Origin of the sequence: Cellulomonas sp. (genome assembly GCF_017744555.1) — a bacterium.
Taxonomy (GTDB): Bacteria; Actinomycetota; Actinomycetes; order Actinomycetales; family Cellulomonadaceae; genus Cellulomonas.
Genome location: NZ_JAGIBD010000108.1, coordinates 618 through 846, shown reverse-complemented (window position 1 = coordinate 846; position 229 = coordinate 618).

The following is a 229-nucleotide window of genomic DNA, read 5'->3' as shown; positions in this document are numbered from 1 at the left end:
ACATCGACGTCTCGCTCGTGGTCGCCTGATCGGCTCCCGCACCCGCCCGACAACGCCCCACCAGGAAACCACGACCATGAACGCCCTGACCCGCGGCCTCGCCGCCTCCCTGCTCGCCCTCGCCACCCAGGCCAGCCTGCCCGCCCATGCCGCCGCGACGGCCAACCCTGTCGACAACGCCGCCCGCGCCACCGTGCAGGGCGACTTCGTCACCACCGTCGACGGCGTG